Here is a 17,314-nt window from a genome sequence, read left to right as displayed (position 1 = left end):
CCGCCGTCGCTAGAAAAATCGTCGTCCTCGCCAATCGCCTCGTTGCCGAAAATCGAACTTGGTCCCCAATCCATGCTTGACCAACAAGACAGATGCTCGACTTCGCTCGAAACGAACGGATTAAGGCACCGTCTCCACCAGCTCTGCAATCTCGAACGCATAGCTTTTCCAGCCGCGCATCCGCGCGCCGTCCGCCGCCGCCGCGCGCTTCTTCTTTGCCTCGGCCAGTGACCGCACATGGCCCCAGAACACTTCCGTCTTGCCATTGTCCAGCACGGCGACGATCCGCCAATAATGGGTGAAGGGGTCCGCGGTCGGCCCGATCGTCTTGACATAGCCGTCCGGCATGGTCGCGGTCAGATAGCGTTTTCTGCGCGCCATTCGCCTAAGCCCGATAGCGGTGCAGCCCCGCCCCGTTTGCGCGCAGCCAGGCCCGCGCAGGTCGCGGGTCCGCCCCATAAATCCGCGCATGGGCGGCGTGAAAGGCCGGGCTGTGGTCCATATGCAGCAGATGCGCCAGCTCATGCGCCACGGTCGACCGGCGTACCTCCGGCGGGCAGAGGATCAGCCGCCAGCTATAGCGGATCGCGCCGGACGAGGTGCAACTGCCCCAGCGGCTGCGCGGATCGCCCACGCCCACCGACGCGACGATCAGCCCATGATCGCGCGCCAACTCCTGCGTCTCGGTTTCCAGCACCGCCCGCGCCCGTACGACCAGCCAGCGCTGCACCCGCGCACTCACCGACTCCGCTGCTCCACCGAGCATCAGCCGGTCACCCTCCAGCCTTATCGTCCGCGACGCGCCTTCGACCCAGCAGATGCGCACCTCCCGCCCCTCCAGCGGGAAGGTCGCGCCATCCTCCAGCAATGTCACCGCCGGTTGCGCCGCCATCTGCGTGCGCACCCAGCCCTCATGCTGCTGCGCCCAGCCAAGCGCGCGTTTCAGGTTCGCCCGCACCGGCATCGACAGCCGCAATTCGCCCCGCGCCCCGTCGATCGTCAGCCGGTAGGCGCGCGCCCGTGCCGACCGGCGCACCCGCACCGGCATCGCGACACCGTCGATAACGATCGCGGCGTCGGGATCAGATGTCCCGGTCGACAAGATGATTCTCCAGGTCGCCCGCTTCCGCCTCCGCCACGGTCCAGCCACGCACCGATTCCTGCGCGCGATGCACCGCTTCCCGGTCGCCGCTCACCAGATAATGCCAGTCGGGCAGCGGTTCGCCCGCCTCGCGCAGGCGATAGGCGCAGGTGCGCGGCAACCAGCTGATCTGTTTGACCTTGGCCGGGGTCAGCCGCACGCAGTCAGGCACGAATTTGCGGCGATTCTTGTAGCTGGTGCATTGGCCGCTATGGCGGTCGAGCAGGCGGCAGGCGACATTGGTGGGGTAGATATGCCCCGTATCCTCATCCTCCGCCTTGTGCAGGCAGCATTTGCCACAGCCATCGCACAACGCCTCCCATTGGGCAGCGTCCAGCGTGTGGAGAGGCTTTTCCCAGAAGTCCAAGCCCTATTTCACCCATTTCTGAAGCGAGGCCAGCACCTTGTCCGGCGCGCCTTCGTCCATATCCGGTGTCCCCGGATCATCGACCGGCACTAGCGCTACCGGCTTGCCGTCAGGATCGAACAGGTATGGCGTGCGGCTGTGGCTGACCAGATAGTCCCTGTCCCCAGGTTTCCCCTCCACATTATAGAGGACCACGAAATCCTTGGCGACCTTCGCAATCTGCTCCGGCGTACCGGTCAGGCCTATGAGGCGCGGGTGGAAAGCGGCGACATAGGGTTTCAGGATTGCGGGCGTATCGCGCGCGGGATCGACACTGATGAAGATCGGCTGGACCTTCGCCGCCAGCGCGGGCTGCGCTTTCTCGAACTGGGCAAAGGCCTGCATGATGCGTTGCAGGTCGACCGGGCAGACATCGGGACAATAGGTATAGCCGAAATAGACCAGGCGATACTGGCCCTTGAAATCGTCCCAGCCTCGCGGCTTGCCATCCTGATCGGTCAGGGTGAAGGGCGCGCCGATCCGCGCGCCAGCCAGTTCCCCCGGCGCACTGTCGCCGCTTGATGCGTTTCCGTCCGCCCCCATATTGCACGCAGCCAGCAAGGCCAGCAGCGGCAGGGCGATCGCAATCTTTGCTTTGTTCATGGTGCCGCCAGCCATGCCTTGCTATGGGCCGATTTGCAAATGATACGGGGCAGATGATGATCAAGACCGGGTTGAGCGCATGGATGGGTCTGGGACGCGCCGCCGCGCTGACGCTGGCGCTGCTGTCCCCGGTCGCGGCGCAGGCGCAATTTTCCGACAATTATAATTTCCTCAAAGCCGTGAAGGATGCCGACGGGCAGAAGGTCACCGACCTGCTGCAAAAGCCCGGCTCCACTGTGGTCAACAGCCGCGACGTCACGACCGGCGAAACCGCGCTGCACATCGTCATCGCGCGGCGCGACGCCACCTGGCTGGCCTTCATGCTGGCCAAGGGGGCCAACCCCAATCTGGCCGACAATGCGGGCAATCCCCCGCTGATGAAGGCGGTGCAGGGCCGGTTCGAGGAAGGCGTGCGCACGCTGATCGCCCGTGGCGCGCAGGTCGACAAGACCAATGGCAGCGGCGAAACCCCGCTGATCCGTGCGGTGCAGTTGCGCGACCTAGGCCTTGTCCGGCTGCTGGTGGCGCAGGGCGCCAATCCCGACAAGCGCGACAGCATCGCCGGCATGTCCGCGCGCGACTATGCCAACCGCGACAACCGCACCCCCGGCCTCACCGAAGCCCTCGCCGCCGCCAAGACCAGCACCGCACCCAAGGGACCGGTGCAGGGTCCGGTGTTCTGAGGCAAAACGCCCCCTACCACCCGATCTCCGCCGCATGATCAGGGTCGCTGATCGCGGTCAGCCGCCGCGCCGCGCGCCGGGCAAAGCGTAACGTCTCCGCTTTGCGCCGGGCCGCAGCCAATGGCTCGATCGGCGCGGGGCGGACCAGTTCGGCGTCATATTGATCCGCAACGATCAGCCCGGTGCGCGCGGGCCATAGTGCTTCACTATCGAACAGCGACAGGTCGAACCCCATCGGCACCGCCCAATAATAGCGATCGCAATAGTCGAAATAGTCGGGCCACTTCATGTCGCCCAGCAAATCCGCGCGGCTGCACTTGATCTCCACGATCGTCAGCCGCCCTGCCCCGTCGATCGCCATAATGTCGGCACGCCGCCCATTGGGCAGCGGCACTTCCAATATGCCGCTCATGTCATGGCGGAAAAACAGCCGCAACGTCCCCCGCGCCACCGCCAGCGCGGTGCCGTCGGTCAACGGGGAACAACTTTCGATAGGAGCGCTACTCATGGCGCGACTTTAGAACAGGTCGGGAACAAAAGAAAAGGCCGATTCGGTAAACACCAAATCGGCCTTTTCATGATCCACCCCAAAAGATGCGCGCCAATCGCGCGCCGTCTCTCAACGATAGAAGATATGATTGTCGATCATCGCCAGCTTGGCCTTGCCCCAACCCGGCGAAACGCGGCGGGCGTGGAAGAAAAGCGCGCCTTCGGCCGGGCTGTTCCAGCTGTCGTTCATCGCGATCTGGGCGATGGCGACGGCTTCGCGCCAGCTGCGGCTGTCGATGCGGATCGGCGGCATCCCGTGGCCACGCACGAAGCTGAACTGGCTGGGCTGATAAACGACGCCGCACAGGCTGTCGGCAAAGCGACCAGACTTGGCGCGGTTGATGATCACCCGTGCCACGGCCAGCTGGCCTTCCAGGCTTTCGCCCTTGGATTCGAAATAGACCGCTCCGGCCAGGCACTTCATGTCGCCGTCCACGGCTTCTGCGTCGCCATGGGCGGCAACCAGCGCGGACAGGCTGCTCGCCTGGACGTCGGATTCGGGAGAATAAGTGAGGTCGGCCTTGGAGGCCGAAGCCAGCGGCTGCACGATTTCGCGCGGCGCGGCAAAAGTGATGGCGGGCTTTTGGGCGACCGCAGGCGCTGGAATCAGCGCATTGTCCCTGGACAGGGAGGCTACCGACTGGACCGACTCACCGGCGATCGACATGTCGGAAGCGGTCACTGCCGCTGTGGCGGACAGTGCAAATGCCACGATGATCGCGGCTCTCAGACGAAAACTCATTACTACTCAAAAACGTGCGGTTCTTGGCCTTAAACGTCGTTTTTAACACATATTCCCTGACGTTGGGCCGCCCCCCGTCTGCGTGTTTACAACATTCACCCCCCTTGGACGAATGCAGCAACCTGCGCGTTCAGCGTGGGCGCGCCTCTGCACGGACCATTGCACTATGTCAACGATCAGCAGATCGTTTCAGCGGCAAACCGTTCTGCTTCCGGGATATCGAGTTCAACGATCCACAGATCGGGGTCCGATCTGCGCCGGCGCGCCACATAGGTGGCAAGCGCCTCCGGCCCATCCTCCGGGGAAGGTCCACAGCGCATCAACGCATGACCCCCGGCAAAGTTCGATACCCGTTCGAACAATCCGGTTTCCTTCCCCTTTTCAAGCGCTTGTATGAGTATGACGCCGCTGGTCGCGTCGCCCTTGACCAGCACCATGGCAAAGCCGCCCGCCGCGTTGGTCCGCCGCACCAGCGCGTTGACCAGAATCGCACTGGTCAGCCGCGCATTGTCCTGCGACTCAGCCACCATATCCCGGCAGCGATGACAGGGGGAATTGCGACCGCATGAAGGTGCCGGTGCCGCGCCCGACTTCCTCGCCGTCCGAATCGACCAGACTCGCCTCGGCCACATAAACGCGGCGCTTGCCGCTGATCCAGCGCCCCTCGGCGCGAATCCGGCCCGGCGCGATCGGCCGGGTGAACAGCAGGTTGAAGGCGGTGGTCAGCAGGAATCGGTCGCTGACCAGGCTGTTGGCCGCATAAAAGGCCGCATCGTCCAGCATCTTGAAATAGACGGTGCCATGGACGGCACCGGCGGCGTGGAACTGGCTTTCATCCACATCGAAATCGATGACGCAGCGGCCCGGCTCCTGAATCGCAATCTCCGATCGGAACAGCCGGTTGATCGGCGCGGAGCGATAGAGATTTTCCAGCGCACGGAAATGCGCGGCCTCGCCGCTGGCGGGCGCGCCTGTCTCAGGCAGCGTCACGCGCCCCGCCACCGGCCAGCAGCGCGTGGAGCGCGGCGGCAGACTTGGCCCCGCGCAACCGCACGACCTGATTTTCGTCGCGCAGATAACGCGATACCCGCGCCAATGTCTTGAGATGTTCCGCGCCGCTATCCACCGGCGAAAGCAGGGCAAAGACGATATCGACCGGCGCATCATCGACCGCATCGAACGGCACCGGCGGATCGAGCAGCACGACCATGCCGCACATCCGTTCCAGCCCGGCAATCTTGGCATGTGGAATGGCGACACCGCCGCCAAAGCCGGTCGAACCCAGCCGCTCCCGCTCGAACAGAGCGTCGCCAACCTCGTCGGCGTCCAGCCCATAGGCGCAGGACGCCAGCGCCGCGATCTTCTGGAACAACTGCTTCTTGCCGTTCACCGAAAGGCCCGTGGCGAGCGCGTCCGCTGAAACGATGTCGTGGAAATCAACCATGGTCTGTCCGAACCAGCCGAGCCGCGCCCAGCCTGGGGTCTAGATGCGCGGCGATCGGGGAATATAAAGCCCGGCCCCATAAGCCGCCTGCACCATCAGGTCAACAGGCGGCCCATGGCGGATGGCCCGGTTCAGCTCGCCGCCAAACGCGGTTCGACCCAACCGATCGTACCGTCATGGCGACGATAGACCATATTATAGGCCGCGGTCCCGGCATTGACGAACAGCAGCGCATTGGTGTTGCGCAGGTCGAGCATCATGACCGCGTCGGACACGCTGGCTTCGGGGATATCGACGCGGGTTTCCGCGACGATCAGCGGCGAATCCTCGATCACCTCCTCATGCTCGTCCACGGGCGAGGCGAAAATGGTGTAGCCCGCCCCGTCAATATCATCGACGCTGAAGCTGCTGACCCGCTGCGCCTCCGCCGCGGTCGCCTGGCTGTGCCGGTCCTTCAGACGGCGCATATAGCGGCGCAGCTGCTTTTCGATCCGGTCCGCCGCCTGGTCGAAGGACGGATGCGCCTCCTGCGCCTCGCCTGCTCCTTTCAGGATCAGGCCAGTCATGACATGACAGACGATGTCGCAGTGGAAGGCGCCGTGCGGCGCGGGTCGAAAGGTCACATGGGCCGAAATCGTGCGGGAAAAATATTTCTCGGCCATCGCCTCCATGCGGTCGGCGACATGCTGCTTGAGCGCATCGCCCGTGTCGACCTGATGCCCGGAAACACGAATATCCATATGCCTTCTCCTTATTCTTGCCGGGTCGCAGGAAGCGGCCCGGATGACCTGGAGGCACGGACACGGACCGTTTTTGTCAGCCCGTCTGCGCCTCCTCCAGCCAGATCGGCTTGTCCAGGGTCGCAATGAACCTGCCATGCCGTTCCAGCTCCGCCGCGCTCGCTGCAAAAACGCGCGCGGGACGAACAGGGCGAACCATGGCGCCAGCGCCAAGTTCCCCGTCTGTGGCTGCTTTTTCCTCCTCCTGTGCAAGACCCAAGCCGATCTGACGGCCGCCGGTCAGTTCGATGTAAAGCTGCGCCAGCAATTCGGCGTCGAGCAGCGCGCCATGCTTGATGCGATGGCTGCGATCGATGCCGTAGCGGGTGCAGAGCGCGTCCAGGCTGTGCTTGGCGCCCGGATGCAGCGTCCGTGCGATCGCCACCGTGTCGATCATCCGCGTCATCGACACATCGGCGCGGCCGCACAGCCGCAATTCATGGTTGAGGAAGCCGAAATCGAAGCGCGCATTATGCGCGACCAGCGGGCTGTCCTCCAGAAAGGCGAGCAGATCATCGACGCCGCTGGCAAACAGCGGCTTGTCCTTCAGGAAAATCGACGACAGGCCATGCACCGCCTCCGCTGCGGCGGGCATGTCGCGCTGCGGGTTATAATAGGCATGGAAGGTGCGGCCGCTCGGCACGCGATTGATCAGTTCGATGCAGCCGATCTCGACCAGTCGGTCGCCGGATGCCGGATCGAATCCGGTCGTTTCGGTATCGAAAATAATCTCGCGCATCGCCCTCTTCATATCGACTCTTGGGCAAACCCTTATCGACCCATCTTTGCGCCAAGGCAAGCGACGAGACGCCGCACCTGCGCGCGGGTCTGGGTGAAAGTGGTGCCGGTGTGGATGATATGATCGGCCCGCCGCCTTTTTTCCGCGTCCGGGGTCTGGAGATGGACGATTCGGCGGAACTTGGCGGGTGTCATCCCCGGCCGCGCCAGCACCCGCTTGCGCTGTTTCCACGCCGGCGCAGTGACGACGATCACGCCCGCCAGCCGCTTTTGCCCATGCGTTTCGAACAGCAGCGGAATGTCGAGAATCACAAAGCGCCGCGAGCGGTGCCGCCGCAGGAAAACGCGCCGCGCCGCCTGCACCGCCGGATGGACGATGGCTTCGAGCGCCCGCAATTCATGGGGATGGCCAAAGACCGCCGCGCCCAGCTTCGCCCGGTCCACCCCCCTGGGTCCGGTGGCGCCGGGAAAGCGCGCCTCGATCGCCGGGATCAGCGCGCCGCCCGGCCCCTGCAACCGATGCACCTCCGCATCGGCATCGAATAATGGTACGCCCTCACGCCGGAACATCGCCGCCACCGCCGACTTGCCCATGCCGATCGATCCGGTCAGGCCATAAATCTTCATGGGGCTGCCCGTCAGTCCGCCGCCAGCAGCAACGCGCGCAAATCCGCGTCCAGCTCACGCGGCGCCTGCGCATCGAAGAAAATATCGAACGCCAGCGCCGCCTGCCCGATCAGCATCTCCAGACCGTCGAGCGTCTTGAGACCCCGCGCCCGCGCGGCTTTCAGCAAATCGGTCTCCAGCGGCGCATAGACAATGTCATAGACGGTCGCGCTGGCGGGCAGGGGGGCAAGGTCAAGGTCCAGCACCGGCTGACCCACCATGCCCAGCGACGTGCTGTTGACCAGCAGGTCGCAGGCCGGCAGCGGGTCGGTCAGGCTGATGACTCGTCCCTTCACCCCAGCCCGATCGAGCAGCGCCTGCCCCTTGGCGACATCGCGCACCATGATCGTAATATCCGGCACGCCCAGGCTCGATAGCGCGAACAGGATCGCCCGCGCCGCGCCACCCGCGCCGATCAGGACGGCCCTTTGCCCCTTCCATTTGTCGCGCAGCAGAGGCTGGAGGAAGCCACCCGCATCAGTGTTGGTGCCGATCAGCGGCCCGCCGGTTTCGCTGGCGATGGTGTTCATCGCCCCGATCCGCGTGCGCACCCCGCCCGGATCGTCGGTATAATCCATCACCGCCATCTTGTGCGGAATGGTGACATTGCAGCCCAGCCAGTCGGGATCGGCGCGCCGTTGCAGGAAATAGCTGGACAGCCCCTCAGCCGTCACATGAGTCTTGCGATATTCCGCCTCGATATCCAGCGCTTTCAGCCAGAAATTATGAATGAGCGGCGATTTGCTATGGGCGATCGGATCGCCAATCACTTCAGCATAAGGGAGCGTGTCGGTCATGCCGCCAAAACGCCGCGCACGCGCAGAAAGTCAAGCAGCGGCAGCAGCGGCAGACCCTGAATTGCAAACTGGCTGCCCTCGACCTTGCTGAACAATTGCGCGCCCGGCCCCTCGATCCGGTAGCAACCCACGCACCAGCGACATTCGTCCCAGTCGCCATCCAGATAGGTGTCGATAAAGCCATCGCTCAGGGACCGAACCGTCATCCGCACCCGCTCGACATGGCGCCAGATCGGTTCGCCATTCAACACGATCACCGCCGCGCTATGCAGATGATGCACCCGCCCCGACAGCAATCGCAGTATCCGCGCCGCGTCCGCCCGGTCGACCGCCTTGTCGATCATGCTGCCATCATCCAGGCTCAGCGTCTGGTCGCACCCCAGCACCAGCCCGCCCGGCACCCGGCGCGAAACCTTGAGCGCCTTCAACTCCGCCAGCGCATCCGCCAGCGCCCGCGCATCCAGCCCGTCGGCGCGCAAGGCGTCCTTGGCCGCTTCCTCATCCACGCCGGGCGACAGCGCCTCGAACGGCACATGCGCCGCCTCCAGCAGCGCCCGACGACTGGCGCTTTGCGATGCCAGCACGATCATGATGCCGCCCCTTCACCCAGAACATGGTCGTTGAACAGGTTGATGATCGCCGCGGCGGCTTCCTCAATCGACCGGCGGGTCATGTCGATCACCGGCCAGCCATGATCGGCAAACATCCGCCGGGCGAAAGCCAGCTCCTCTTGCACCTTTTCATTGTCGACATAGGCCGTCTCCGGCGCCTGATTGAGCGAGAGCAGCCGGTTGCGCCTTATCTGGATCAGCCGGTCGGGGCTGACGGTCAGGCCGACGATCATCGGATGTTTCAGGCTATAGAGGCTTTTTGGCGGCGGCGATTCCGGCACCAGCGGGATATTGGCGGTCTTATACCCACGATTGGCGAGGTAGATCGACGTCGGCGTCTTGGACGCGCGCGACACGCCCGCCAGCACGATATCGGCCTCTTCCCAATTTTCATGGCCCACGCCATCATCATGGGCGATGGTGAACTGGATCGCCTCGATCCGGGCGAAATAGGCTTCGTCGAGAATATGCTTACGCCCCGGCCGGGTCCGGGTTTCCTGCCCCAATATGTTGGACAGCGCGTCGGCTACACTGTCGAGCGCGGCGACATGGGGCAGGCCCAGCGCCCGGCAGCGGGTTTCCAGCCGCCGCCGCAACACATGGTTGGTCAGGGTGAACAGCACCAGCCCCGGATTGGCGGCGATTTCCTGCATGATCCGGTCGAGATGGACTTCGGATCGCACCATCGGCCAGAAATGGCGGATCGCCTCGACATTTTCGAACAGGCCGATCGCGGCCTTGGCGATATTCTCCAGCGTTTCACCGGTGGAGTCCGACAGGAGGTGCAGGTGGATGCGCGACATGGCCCCTATCTGTGTGGGCAGGCTGTGGATAAAGCAAGGGAGGAGTTGGGGACAAAATCCCGGCTTTCCGTCTGTCCACGACACCGCAAATCTTATCCACAGCCCCCCAACAGACCCGGTTTTTCATCCACAGCCTGTGGATAACGGGGATAGAATGACTGACTCAGGCCGCAAAGCGTAAGCTAAGGGAGTCAAGCTGTTGGCAAATCCGGGCACAGCGCATAAACCCCGCTGCCAACGTCCCTACTATCTCCATCATCCTACTTAAATCTATATTAAGAGAGAATAGATGAGCCTCGACGCGCCGACGGTCCTTGCTACCAAGCCTCTGCTTGGCGTCCTCCAGGGCGATCGCCCCGCCGTGCCGCCGATGTGGCTCATGCGCCAGGCCGGGCGCTATCTGCCCGAATATCGCGCATTGCGGGCGGACAAGGGCGGCTTCCTCGAACTTGTCTATGACAGCGAAGCCGCTGCCGAGGTCACGCTCCAGCCCTTGCGCCGCTTCGGCTTTGATGGCGCGATCCTCTTTTCCGACATATTGATCGTCCCCTATGCGATGGGACAGGATTTATGGTTCGAGGCGGGCGAAGGTCCGCGGCTTGCTCCCATCCTTGCCGAAACCGATATCAGCACTCTCAAACCCGACTTTAACCGCTTTGAGGCGGTCTATGAGACGGTCAGGCAGGTCAAGGCCGCGCTCGACCCGTCAGTCACCTTCCTTGGCTTTGCAGGCAGCCCCTGGACCATCGCCACCTATATGGTGGCTGGGCAGGGCAGCAAGGATCAGGGCGCGGCCCGTCGCCTCGCCTATGGCGATCCTGTCCGCTTTAGCGCACTGATCGACGCCATTGTCGATGCGACCGTCACTTACCTGTCGGGCCAGATCGCGGCTGGTGTCGAGGCGATCCAACTGTTCGACAGCTGGGCCGGCAGCCTCGCCCCGCTCCAGTTCGACCGCTGGGTGGTCCAGCCCAATGCCGCGATCGTGCGCAAGTTGAAGGCGCTCCATCCCACTATCCCGATCATCGGCTTCCCCAAGGGCGCGGGCGCGAAACTGGCCGATTATGCCGCTGGCACCGGGGTCGATGCAATCGGCGTAGATGAAACGGTCGATCCCCACTGGGCCAACCGCGTCCTGCCCCAGGGCCTGCCGGTGCAGGGTAATCTCGATCCGCTGGCACTGATCGCGGGCGGGCAGGCGGTCGAACAGGCGGTGGACAATATCCGCGCCGCCTTTGCCGACCGACCCCACATCATGAATCTGGGCCATGGCATCCTCCCCGACACGCCCATCGCGCATGTCGAGGCGCTGATCGCCTATGTCCGTAACGGAAAGCATGTCTGATGGCCTATCTTGGTGCCGCTTATCTCTGGGTGAAGGCTGCCCATGTCATCTTCGTCATCTTCCTGATGGCGGGCCTGTTCATGATGCCGCGCTTCTTCGTCTATCATCAGGAAAGCGCGCCCGGATCGGACGAGGACCGCAAATGGATCGATCGGGAAAAGCGGCTGCTCAAGATCATCCTCAACCCCTCGCTGGTGTTGACCTGGATTTTCGGCCTGATGCTGATGGTCGAACTGGGCGCGTGGAGCTTTGGCTGGTTTCACTTGAAACTGCTCTTCGTGCTGGGTCTGTCGGCCTATCATGGCTGGATTGCGGGCTATGCAAAGAAACTGGCCAGGGGGCAGCGGACCCTGACCGACCGCCAGCTGCGCCTGTTCAACGAAGTCCCCGGCGTGGCCGCCGCGGTCATCGTCATCGCCGTGATCGTCAAACCGTTCTAAATCTTCGGGGGAAGGGGAGGGGGCAGGCTATCCTACACCCTGCCGCGCTGCTATAATCCCGCTGTCGCTTTCCGATAGGATCAGACCCGCGCAATAAAATGTCCGATTTACCGGGAAAAGTGCGAAGTTAAGCATCAGGATTGAGTCGTCCGATGAATCATCCCCGCCTCTGGTTTGGTCGCAAGCGTCTTGGTTGGGGATGGGGCCCGTGTAGCTGGGAAGGATGGGCGATCATCGGCCTGTTGGTCGCGGCCGCTGTCCTTGTCAAACAGCTGCTCTGACGCAGATCAGGCTGCATCCACGGCGATATTGTCGATCAGTCGTGTCTTGCCCAGCCTGGCCGCGCCAAGCAGCCGGGCAGGGCGGTCCAGCACATGCATCGGCTCCAGCGTGACCGCATCGCACAACGTCACATAGTCGACCGGGTCAAAGCCCTGGGCGCTCAGCATCGTAACCGCCTTGGCCAGCGCCTCCTCGACCGCGCCGCCCTTTTCGATCTGCCGCTTGGCCTCGCCCAGCGCCCGCGGCAAAGCCAGCGCAGCCTTGCGCTCATCGTCGCTCAGATAAGCGTTGCGTGATGACAGGGCCAGGCCGTCCTCGGCGCGTTGGGTCGGCATCCCGACAATCTCTATCCCTAAATCAAGGTCGGCCACCATCTGCCGGATGACGGCGAGCTGCTGATAATCCTTCTCGCCGAATATCGCGACATCGGGTCGCACCTGGTTGAACAATTTGGTCACCACCGTCGCGACGCCATCGAAATGGCCCGGTCGCGCTGCCCCGTCCAGCCCGTTGCTGACCCCGCTGACGCTGATGTTGGTGGCAAAGCCCGCCGGATACATGACATCGACCGTGGGCATCCACAAAATATCCACCCCGGCGGCGCTAAGCATCTGCGCGTCCTTGGCCTCGCGCCTGGGATAGGCGGCCAGATCCTCGTTCGGCCCGAACTGTTTGGGATTGACGAAGATCGACACGACGACATGCCGCCCGTGCCGCCGCGCTTCCTCGACCAATGCCATATGCCCGTCATGCAAGGCACCCATGGTCGGCACCAGAACCAGCGGCTTTCCGTCGCTTTTCAGCGCGTCGATGGCGGCGCGCAGCGCGGGCAGGTCAGACAGGGTTTGCACGGGAGGAACGGCTCCGATAAGGGCAGGGGTGTCAGGGACGTCCTGCTAGGCGCGCAGTCGCTGGACGGTCAAGAATCATTGCGACAATCAACGGGGTTATCAGGGGTCCAATGGCCAATTCGCAGCCGCATCTCATCGTATTCGCCAATGAAAAGGGCGGAACCGGCAAATCGACCACTGCTGTCCACACCGCGATCGCGCTGACGGCGCTCGGCCATCGCGTCAGCATGATCGACCTTGATCCGCGCCAGCGCACCGTCACCCGCTATCTGGAAAATCGCGCCGAAACCGCGCGCCGCCGCGGTATCGAACTGGTCGCACCGACCTTTGCGGTGTTGAAGGGCGACAGCATAGAGGCGCTCGAATCCGAAGTCGCTGCCGTCTCGCAGGACACGGATTTCCTGATCGTCGATACGCCCGGCCGCGATGATGTATTCGCCCGCCATATGGCCGCGCGCGCCAACACGCTGGTCACGCCGATGAACGACAGTTTCGTCGATTTCGACCTGATCGGGCAGGTCGATGCGGAAAGTTTCAAGGTCAAGCGCCTGTCCTTCTATTCCGAACTCATCTTTGAAGCGCGCAAGACCAGGGCCAAGGCCGATGGCGTCTCGATCGACTGGGTCGTGCTGCGCAACCGCGTCCAGCATCAGGATGCCCGCAACAAGAAGCGGGTCGGCGACGCGCTGATGGAATTGTCCCGCCGCGTCGGTTTCCGCGTCATTCCGGGCCTGTCGGAGCGCGTGATCTTCCGCGAACTGTTCCCGTCGGGCCTGACCCTGCTGGACAAGGGGCATCTGGGCGAACTGGGCGTCAGCCACATCGCCGCGCGGCAGGAGTTGCGGGAAATGGTGGCGGGCCTTGCGCTCCCCGAACGCAGCGGCGTTGGCTCCATGGACTTGATCGGCGCGGCCTGATGGGCTGGCTTGCGCTGCTGCTGGCGGGCCTTGCGGGCTGGCTGATCTGGACAGGAAGGCTGCAACGCATGAGCGCGAAAGATGGAATGGCGCTGGGCGTGGCGCTGGTCGGCGCGGTGCTGGCGGCCAAGGGCAAGCCGGTGATCGGTGCGCCGCTGTTGATCGGCGCGGCCATGTTCTTCGTAGGACAAGGCAAGCTGCGCGGCAAAGGCAAGACCGCCGCGCCCAAACCCTTGCCGCCACAGGATATTGCGCAGGCCCGCGCCCTGCTGGGGGTGGCGCCCGATGCCGACGCCGACATGATCCGCGCTGCCCATCGTCGCCTGATCGCGTCGGTCCATCCCGACAAGGGCGGGACGGAGGCACTGGCGGCCCAGATCAACGCTGCCCGCGACCTGCTGCTGCGCGATCAGGCGGAAAGGTGACTCACCGTTTCGACCCGACCCTGCTGCGCGACTATGACATGCGCGGCACGGTGGGCGAAACGCTGGACGCCGCCGACGCCTGGGCGCTGGGGCGCAGCTTCGGCACCGTCATCGCGCGGGCAGGGGGATCGCGCATTGCCGTGGGCTATGACGGACGGTTGAGTTCAGTGATGCTCGAAAGCGCGCTGGTCGACGGTCTGTGCGCCAGCGGCATCGACGTGCTGCGCATCGGGCTGGGACCAACCCCTATGCTCTATTATGCCGAAATGGTCGGCCAGGTGGACGGCGCCATTCAGATAACCGGCAGCCATAATCCCGGCGATCAAAATGGCTTCAAGCTGGTGCAGGGCCATGCGCCCTTTTTCGGCGAAGCGATCCAGCAACTGGGCGTCATGGCGGCCGCAGGCGACTGGGACGATGGCTTTGGCCAGAGTCAAAGCATTACGATCATCGACCGCTACGTCGATCGGCTGGTCGAGGATTTTGACGGGTGCGCTTGGCGCATCGGCTGGGACGCGGGCAATGGCGCGGCGGGCCAGGTGGTCGAGAAGCTGGTGCAGCGCCTGCCCGGTGAGCATCATCTGCTCTTCACCCACATAGACGGCAATTTTTCCAACCATCATCCCGATCCTTCCGAAGAAGCGAATCTGGCCGACCTGCGCGCCCTTGTCCTTGCCAAGCAGCTCGATTTCGGTGTGGCTTTCGATGGCGATGGCGACCGGATCGGCGTGATCGACGGGCAGGGCAGGGTGATTGCGGGCGACCAGCTATTGGGCCTGTTCGTGCCGAGCGTGCTGGAAAAACGCCCCGGTGCCGCGATTGTCGCCGATGTAAAGGCCAGCCAGTCGCTGTTCGACGGCATCGCCGCGCTGGGTGGCCGACCCGATATGTGGAAAACCGGCCACAGCCATATCAAGTCCAGAATGAAGCAGATTGGCAGCCCACTAGGGGGCGAGATGACCGGGCATCTCTTCTTCGCCGACGATTATTATGGCTATGACGACGGCCTCTATGCCGCCGTCCGCCTGATCCGCGCCGCCCGGCAGGATCGCAGCATCACGGACCTGCGCAGCGCGATGCCCGACCTTGCCAACACCCCCGAACTGCGCTTTGCGGTGGCGGAGGATCGCAAATTCGCGGTGATCGACGAAGTTCGCGCCCGGCTGCGTGCCAGCGGCGCGGATGTGAATGCGATAGACGGCGTGCGCGTCCGCACAGCTGACGGCTGGTGGCTGCTGCGCGCTTCCAATACTCAGGCGGCCCTGGTCGCCCGCGCCGAATCGCAAGACGGTGCAGGACTGGCCAGACTCATGGCCCAGGTCGACGCACAGCTGCACGATTCGGGGATCAGGCGACCCATTATATGATCGACCGATAAAAAATTTGATATCGCTATCACCGCGCCCTTGGCCTTTCCCTTACGGAAAGCTGTAAACGCGGAGATGATTGCATTTTCTGCAATCACCCCGTCATATTTCGCATTTGCGACAATCGCTGCTGCACCGCAAAAGAAACTCGCCTTTCAGGCATCCTCTCCTAAAACTTCAAGGCCGTCCTTCGGGGCGGCTTTTTTTTGTCTTGTCGCATGGCGGTCCTGCCTCCTGCCGTAGCGTCCGACTGTCACTGACCGTCGCAACCGCCTGTAAATGCGATGAACCGGACAGGCGCGATACTGGAAATTAACCACGATGCTGCTATCCGCGCTGCGCAAAGTCGGCCAGCGCGCGCGGGATAGCGCGCCGGTGCCGGCACGATAGTGTGTAGAGGATCGTCCATGTCGCTTAGCCGTCGCCTTCTTCCCTTCCTGCTGTCAGGCGTGCTGGCGGCCCCGGTCCCGGCGCTGGCGGGCGGCTTCTACCTGCAGGAACAATCGCCCAAGGAAACCGGGCGTGCGCTGTCAGGGGGCGCTGCCGCAGGCGACGATCCATCGACTATCTATTTCAACCCCGCGGCGATGACCCAATTGTCGGGCATCCAGACGTCGGTGGGCGGCATCATCCTGTCGGCGACCGCCCAGCAAAGTAATCGCGGGTCCAGCCGCTCTGTGCCGGGCTTGCCTACATCCGTGCCGGTCACCGGCAATGATGGCGGCAATCCGTTTGCCAAAATCATTCCGATTCCCAGCTTCTACGCCACCGCGCAGGTCAGCGACCGCCTCTGGCTGGGCCTGGGCGTCAACGCGCCGTTCGGGCTGAAGCTGCATTATGACGAAAGCTATTTCGGCCGATACGATTCCCTCCATACCGACCTGAAAACCTATAATGTCCAGCCATCCGCCGCCTACAAGCTGAGCGACAATCTCTCGATCGGCGGCGGCGTTGACGTGCAATATGTCAAGGTGACGCTCACCAACGCCCTGCCGCAACTCTCCCCGCTGCTGGCCGATGGCCATGCCTCGATCGAGGGTGACGATCTCTCGGTCGGTTGGAACGCGGGCCTGTTCTACACCAGCGGCGATACCAATTTCGGCGTCCATTATCGTTCAGGCATGTCCCACAAGCTGAAAGGCGAACAGGAGATTTCGGGGCTTCTGGGACCGCTGGCCGGGGCCAACGGTACTTTCGCCGCCAACGCCCCGCTGGAACTGCCCGATATCGTCACGGTCAGCATGATGCACCGCCTGACGCCGAAGCTGCGGGCGATGCTGACGGCGCGCTGGTATAATTGGTCGGTGTTCAAGGCGATCACGATCAACACCGCGACCGGCACATCGGTCAAGGACATGCACTATCATGACAGCTACAGCGTCAGCGCTGGCGGCGAATATGATGTCAGCGACCGGCTGACCCTGCGCGCCGGCACCATGTTCGACCGCACGCCCACCAATCCGCAATTCCTCACCACCCGCGTCCCCGATGGCGACCGCGTCTGGCTGAGCGGCGGCGCGACCTGGAATATGTCCGCCGCGCTGGCGCTCAACCTCAGCTACGCGCACACCTTCGTGGAAAAAGCGAACATCATCCGGCCGGACCATTATTATCCTGCCCCCGCCACGGTAACCACCACGACGCTGTCGAACGCCAGCGGCAATGCGGATCAATTGGCCGCTTCCCTAACGATCCGGTTTTAACCGTCACCAAACATCCCTATAG

The 17,314-nt window shown here is 63.4% G+C and carries 23 protein-coding genes; 7 read left to right on the top strand and 16 right to left on the bottom strand.

The genetic code is table 11. The features are described from left to right. Positions 1–120: 120 nt before the first annotated feature. From Q0D44_RS17360 to Q0D44_RS17345, 4 genes are read right to left on the bottom strand one after another with little or no spacing between them, the layout of a single operon-like run. On the bottom strand, positions 121–381 hold the full coding sequence (locus Q0D44_RS17360) for a hypothetical protein (protein ID WP_294138180.1): 261 nt from the start codon (positions 379–381) through the stop codon (positions 121–123). 4 nt (positions 382–385) lie between these two features. Further along, positions 386–1,048 (bottom strand): SprT family zinc-dependent metalloprotease, encoded by a 663-nt coding sequence (locus Q0D44_RS17355; protein WP_294138183.1) that lies wholly within the window; start codon positions 1,046–1,048, stop codon positions 386–388. 34 nt (positions 1,049–1,082) lie between these two features. Then, the gene (locus tag Q0D44_RS17350; protein WP_119743502.1) at positions 1,083–1,508 is read right to left on the bottom strand and encodes a YcgN family cysteine cluster protein; all 426 of its coding nucleotides are present in this window, start codon (positions 1,506–1,508) and stop codon (positions 1,083–1,085) included. Positions 1,509–1,511: 3 nt separating this feature from the next. Continuing rightward, positions 1,512–2,165, bottom strand: coding sequence for an SCO family protein (locus Q0D44_RS17345; RefSeq protein ID WP_294138179.1), 654 nt, complete (start codon positions 2,163–2,165; stop codon positions 1,512–1,514). Between the two features lie 41 nt (positions 2,166–2,206). Between Q0D44_RS17345 and Q0D44_RS17340 the strand changes: the two genes are divergently transcribed. Continuing rightward, positions 2,207–2,833 (top strand): ankyrin repeat domain-containing protein, encoded by a 627-nt coding sequence (locus Q0D44_RS17340; protein ID WP_294138182.1) that lies wholly within the window; start codon positions 2,207–2,209, stop codon positions 2,831–2,833. A 13-nt stretch (positions 2,834–2,846) separates the two neighbouring features. Here Q0D44_RS17340 and Q0D44_RS17335 read toward each other — a convergent pair whose 3' ends face one another. The 11 genes from Q0D44_RS17335 to Q0D44_RS17285 form a co-directional block, all read right to left on the bottom strand. After that, a complete protein-coding gene (locus Q0D44_RS17335) occupies positions 2,847–3,341 on the bottom strand; it encodes an MmcB family DNA repair protein (protein ID WP_217673193.1) in 495 nt (164 codons plus the stop codon). Between the two features lie 111 nt (positions 3,342–3,452). Further along, complete coding sequence (locus Q0D44_RS17330) at positions 3,453–4,124, bottom strand: cell wall hydrolase (protein ID WP_294138178.1); 672 nt, start codon at positions 4,122–4,124, stop codon at positions 3,453–3,455. A 176-nt stretch (positions 4,125–4,300) separates the two neighbouring features. After that, positions 4,301–4,654, bottom strand: coding sequence for a DUF1491 family protein (locus Q0D44_RS17325; protein ID WP_217673191.1), 354 nt, complete (start codon positions 4,652–4,654; stop codon positions 4,301–4,303). Then, on the bottom strand, positions 4,644–5,114 hold the full coding sequence (locus Q0D44_RS17320; RefSeq protein WP_294138177.1) for a PaaI family thioesterase: 471 nt from the start codon (positions 5,112–5,114) through the stop codon (positions 4,644–4,646). The genes Q0D44_RS17325 and Q0D44_RS17320 overlap by 11 nt, the downstream gene beginning before the upstream one ends. Further along, positions 5,101–5,568 carry a PTS sugar transporter subunit IIA gene (locus Q0D44_RS17315; RefSeq protein WP_294138176.1) on the bottom strand — a complete coding sequence of 156 codons (468 nt, stop codon included), beginning with the start codon at positions 5,566–5,568 and terminating at the stop codon, positions 5,101–5,103. Before Q0D44_RS17315 ends, Q0D44_RS17320 begins: the two co-directional genes overlap by 14 nt. Positions 5,569–5,699: 131 nt before the next feature. Further along, positions 5,700–6,308: a ribosome-associated translation inhibitor RaiA gene (gene raiA / locus Q0D44_RS17310; protein ID WP_294138175.1), complete on the bottom strand. Its 609-nt coding sequence runs from the start codon at positions 6,306–6,308 to the stop codon at positions 5,700–5,702. Between the two features lie 76 nt (positions 6,309–6,384). Then, positions 6,385–7,086, bottom strand: a complete 702-nt coding sequence (gene dnaQ / locus Q0D44_RS17305; protein ID WP_294138181.1) for a DNA polymerase III subunit epsilon — start codon at positions 7,084–7,086, stop codon at positions 6,385–6,387. A gap of 32 nt (positions 7,087–7,118) precedes the next feature. Then, complete coding sequence (gene coaE / locus Q0D44_RS17300) at positions 7,119–7,712, bottom strand: dephospho-CoA kinase (RefSeq protein WP_294138174.1); 594 nt, start codon at positions 7,710–7,712, stop codon at positions 7,119–7,121. 11 nt (positions 7,713–7,723) lie between these two features. Then, on the bottom strand, positions 7,724–8,548 hold the full coding sequence (gene aroE, locus Q0D44_RS17295; protein WP_294138173.1) for a shikimate dehydrogenase: 825 nt from the start codon (positions 8,546–8,548) through the stop codon (positions 7,724–7,726). Further along, positions 8,545–9,138 (bottom strand): Maf family protein, encoded by a 594-nt coding sequence (locus Q0D44_RS17290; RefSeq protein ID WP_294138172.1) that lies wholly within the window; start codon positions 9,136–9,138, stop codon positions 8,545–8,547. Before Q0D44_RS17290 ends, aroE begins: the two co-directional genes overlap by 4 nt. Further along, the gene (locus tag Q0D44_RS17285) at positions 9,135–9,962 is read right to left on the bottom strand and encodes a pyruvate, water dikinase regulatory protein (protein WP_217673183.1); all 828 of its coding nucleotides are present in this window, start codon (positions 9,960–9,962) and stop codon (positions 9,135–9,137) included. Before Q0D44_RS17285 ends, Q0D44_RS17290 begins: the two co-directional genes overlap by 4 nt. Positions 9,963–10,251: 289 nt before the next feature. Between Q0D44_RS17285 and hemE the strand changes: the two genes are divergently transcribed. Further along, positions 10,252–11,307: a uroporphyrinogen decarboxylase gene (gene hemE, locus Q0D44_RS17280; protein WP_294138171.1), complete on the top strand. Its 1,056-nt coding sequence runs from the start codon at positions 10,252–10,254 to the stop codon at positions 11,305–11,307. Then, positions 11,307–11,747, top strand: a complete 441-nt coding sequence (locus tag Q0D44_RS17275; protein WP_294138170.1) for a CopD family protein — start codon at positions 11,307–11,309, stop codon at positions 11,745–11,747. Before hemE ends, Q0D44_RS17275 begins: the two co-directional genes overlap by 1 nt. A 287-nt stretch (positions 11,748–12,034) precedes the next feature. Here Q0D44_RS17275 and panC read toward each other — a convergent pair whose 3' ends face one another. Next, positions 12,035–12,880 carry a pantoate--beta-alanine ligase gene (gene panC / locus Q0D44_RS17270; RefSeq protein WP_294138169.1) on the bottom strand — a complete coding sequence of 282 codons (846 nt, stop codon included), beginning with the start codon at positions 12,878–12,880 and terminating at the stop codon, positions 12,035–12,037. Positions 12,881–12,990: 110 nt separating this feature from the next. Between panC and Q0D44_RS17265 the strand changes: the two genes are divergently transcribed. From Q0D44_RS17265 to Q0D44_RS17250, 4 genes are all read left to right on the top strand, one after another. After that, entirely contained in the window at positions 12,991–13,797 is an 807-nt protein-coding gene (locus tag Q0D44_RS17265) for a division plane positioning ATPase MipZ (RefSeq protein WP_217673179.1), read from the top strand. Then, complete coding sequence (locus Q0D44_RS17260; protein ID WP_294138168.1) at positions 13,797–14,222, top strand: DnaJ domain-containing protein; 426 nt, start codon at positions 13,797–13,799, stop codon at positions 14,220–14,222. The genes Q0D44_RS17265 and Q0D44_RS17260 overlap by 1 nt, the downstream gene beginning before the upstream one ends. Further along, complete coding sequence (pgmG, locus tag Q0D44_RS17255) at positions 14,219–15,589, top strand: phosphoglucomutase/phosphomannomutase PgmG (RefSeq protein ID WP_294138167.1); 1,371 nt, start codon at positions 14,219–14,221, stop codon at positions 15,587–15,589. Before Q0D44_RS17260 ends, pgmG begins: the two co-directional genes overlap by 4 nt. Positions 15,590–15,996: 407 nt before the next feature. Beyond that, on the top strand, positions 15,997–17,292 hold the full coding sequence (locus Q0D44_RS17250; RefSeq protein ID WP_294138166.1) for an outer membrane protein transport protein: 1,296 nt from the start codon (positions 15,997–15,999) through the stop codon (positions 17,290–17,292). Positions 17,293–17,314 lie beyond the last annotated feature (22 nt).

Origin of the sequence: Sphingobium sp., from assembly GCA_023266575.1 — a bacterium.
In the GTDB taxonomy this organism is placed as follows: Bacteria; Pseudomonadota; Alphaproteobacteria; order Sphingomonadales; family Sphingomonadaceae; genus Sphingobium.
This window is presented reverse-complemented; position numbering and strand designations above follow the sequence as displayed.